General features: G+C 72.0%; 2 protein-coding genes. Both read right to left on the bottom strand.

Translation table 11 applies throughout. The annotated features are described in order from the left end of the window. The coding region (locus G6017_RS16330) for a sulfite exporter TauE/SafE family protein (RefSeq protein WP_182618322.1) at positions 1–696 on the bottom strand (696 nt) is incomplete at its 3' end. 46 nt (positions 697–742) lie between these two features. Continuing rightward, a complete protein-coding gene (locus G6017_RS16325; protein WP_182618294.1) occupies positions 743–1,339 on the bottom strand; it encodes a rhodanese-like domain-containing protein in 597 nt (198 codons plus the stop codon). Positions 1,340–1,506 lie beyond the last annotated feature (167 nt).

Raw genomic sequence — 1,506 nt, 5'->3', positions numbered from 1 at the left:
CTTTCTCAGGGCCTTCTCCGGGACGACGGAGGTGAGGCGGATGCCGACGAAGGAGCCGGCGATCGCGGCGGCGGTGACGGCGGCGACCAGTGGCCAGTCCAGGCTGACCGAGGTGAGGTAGCCGCCGAGTCCGGCGAAGGATTTCATGGCGATGACCAGCAGGGAGGTGCCCACCGCGGCGGTCATCGGTAGGCCCGCCAGGAGCACGAGGGCCGGGACGACGAGGAAGCCGCCGCCGGCGCCGACCAGTCCGGTCGCGGCGCCCACGACGAGGCCGTCGAGCAGGATCCGCCACAGTGGGTGGTGGTGGTCGTTGCTCTGCCCGTCGCGGTCCTTGCGGCCGCGGATCATCGCCCCGGCGGTGGCGATCATCATGATCGCGAAGGCGACCATCAGGACGGTGCCGGGGATGTAGCCGCCGGCCATTCCGCCGCCGAATGCGCCGACCATGCCTGCGGCGCCGAAGATCAGGCCGGTGCGCCACTGGACGTTGCCTTTGCGGGCGTGGCCGAACAGGCTCACCAGCGAGGTCGCACCGACGACGAACAGGGAGGTGGCGATGGCCTGCTTGGGGTCGAGTCCGCCGATGTAGGTCAGCAGCGGCACGACCAGGATGGACCCGCCCCCGCCGAGCAGGCCCAGTGACAGGCCGACCAGGACGGCCAGCGCCACGACGATGATCACGGTGATCTCCATGGCAGGTGCCTTTCTCCGGCGGGGGCGCCGGTGTGGGTGGGGTGGGTCAGGAGCGGGTGGGCAGCGAGTCCAGGACGGTGCCCAGGCCGGGCTCGTCGGCCGAGCGGTTCCACGGCATCTTGGCCAGGCCCGCGGCCATGGCGCAGGAGTTGCTCGCCGCGGAATAGGTCAGCCCGGCCCCGATGGCGCCGGCGAGGTAGGCGAACTTCGGGGAGACGATCTTGGAGGCGGTGACGCCGACCAGGACGAGCGAACCGGCGACCATCCGGACCTGCCGGTCCATCGCCCAGGCGCCCTTGCCGCGGACGACCTCACCGCCGGCGGCCTCGTAGCCGGCGATTCCGCCGTCCAGGACGGTGACCGAGTCGGGGTCCACGCCCACGGACTCCAGACGCTGGTTGGCCTGGCGGGCGCGGTTGCCCGACTGGCAGATCAGCACGACCTGCCCGGGAAGGCGGGAGGCGAACTCGTCCCCGTGCTCGGCGAGCAGGGGCAGCGGCACGTTATAGGAGCCGCGGATGTGGACCGAGGAGTACTCGGCGCCGGATCGCACGTCGATGACGGTGGGCGGGGTGTCCGAGTCCATCGCATCGCGCAGGTCGGCCGGGGCGATGGTCGGGGCGTGGGTGAGGCTGGAGAGCATGGGTGGTGTCAGCCCTTTCGTGTGGGGAGTCGGAGTGGCGGCGGGTCGCCGCGGGGCCGGGGGCCGGACGGGTGGTCCGGCCCCCGGGGTGTGCGGTGGGTCCGCTCAGGCGGAGACGAGGGTGCGCTCGGACCAGGCGACGTAGCTGCCCTCGAGCTCGACCACGT

The sequence above is a fragment of the Dietzia sp. B44 genome (assembly GCF_014145245.1).
Taxonomy (GTDB): domain Bacteria; phylum Actinomycetota; class Actinomycetes; order Mycobacteriales; family Mycobacteriaceae; genus Dietzia; species Dietzia natronolimnaea.
This window is presented reverse-complemented; position numbering and strand designations above follow the sequence as displayed.

Excerpts from the sequence above, each read along its gene's own strand:
- G6017_RS16325 (WP_182618294.1), bottom strand. The coding sequence starts at position 1,339 with ATGCTCTCCAGCCTCACCCACGCCCCGACCATCGCCCCGGCCGACCTG.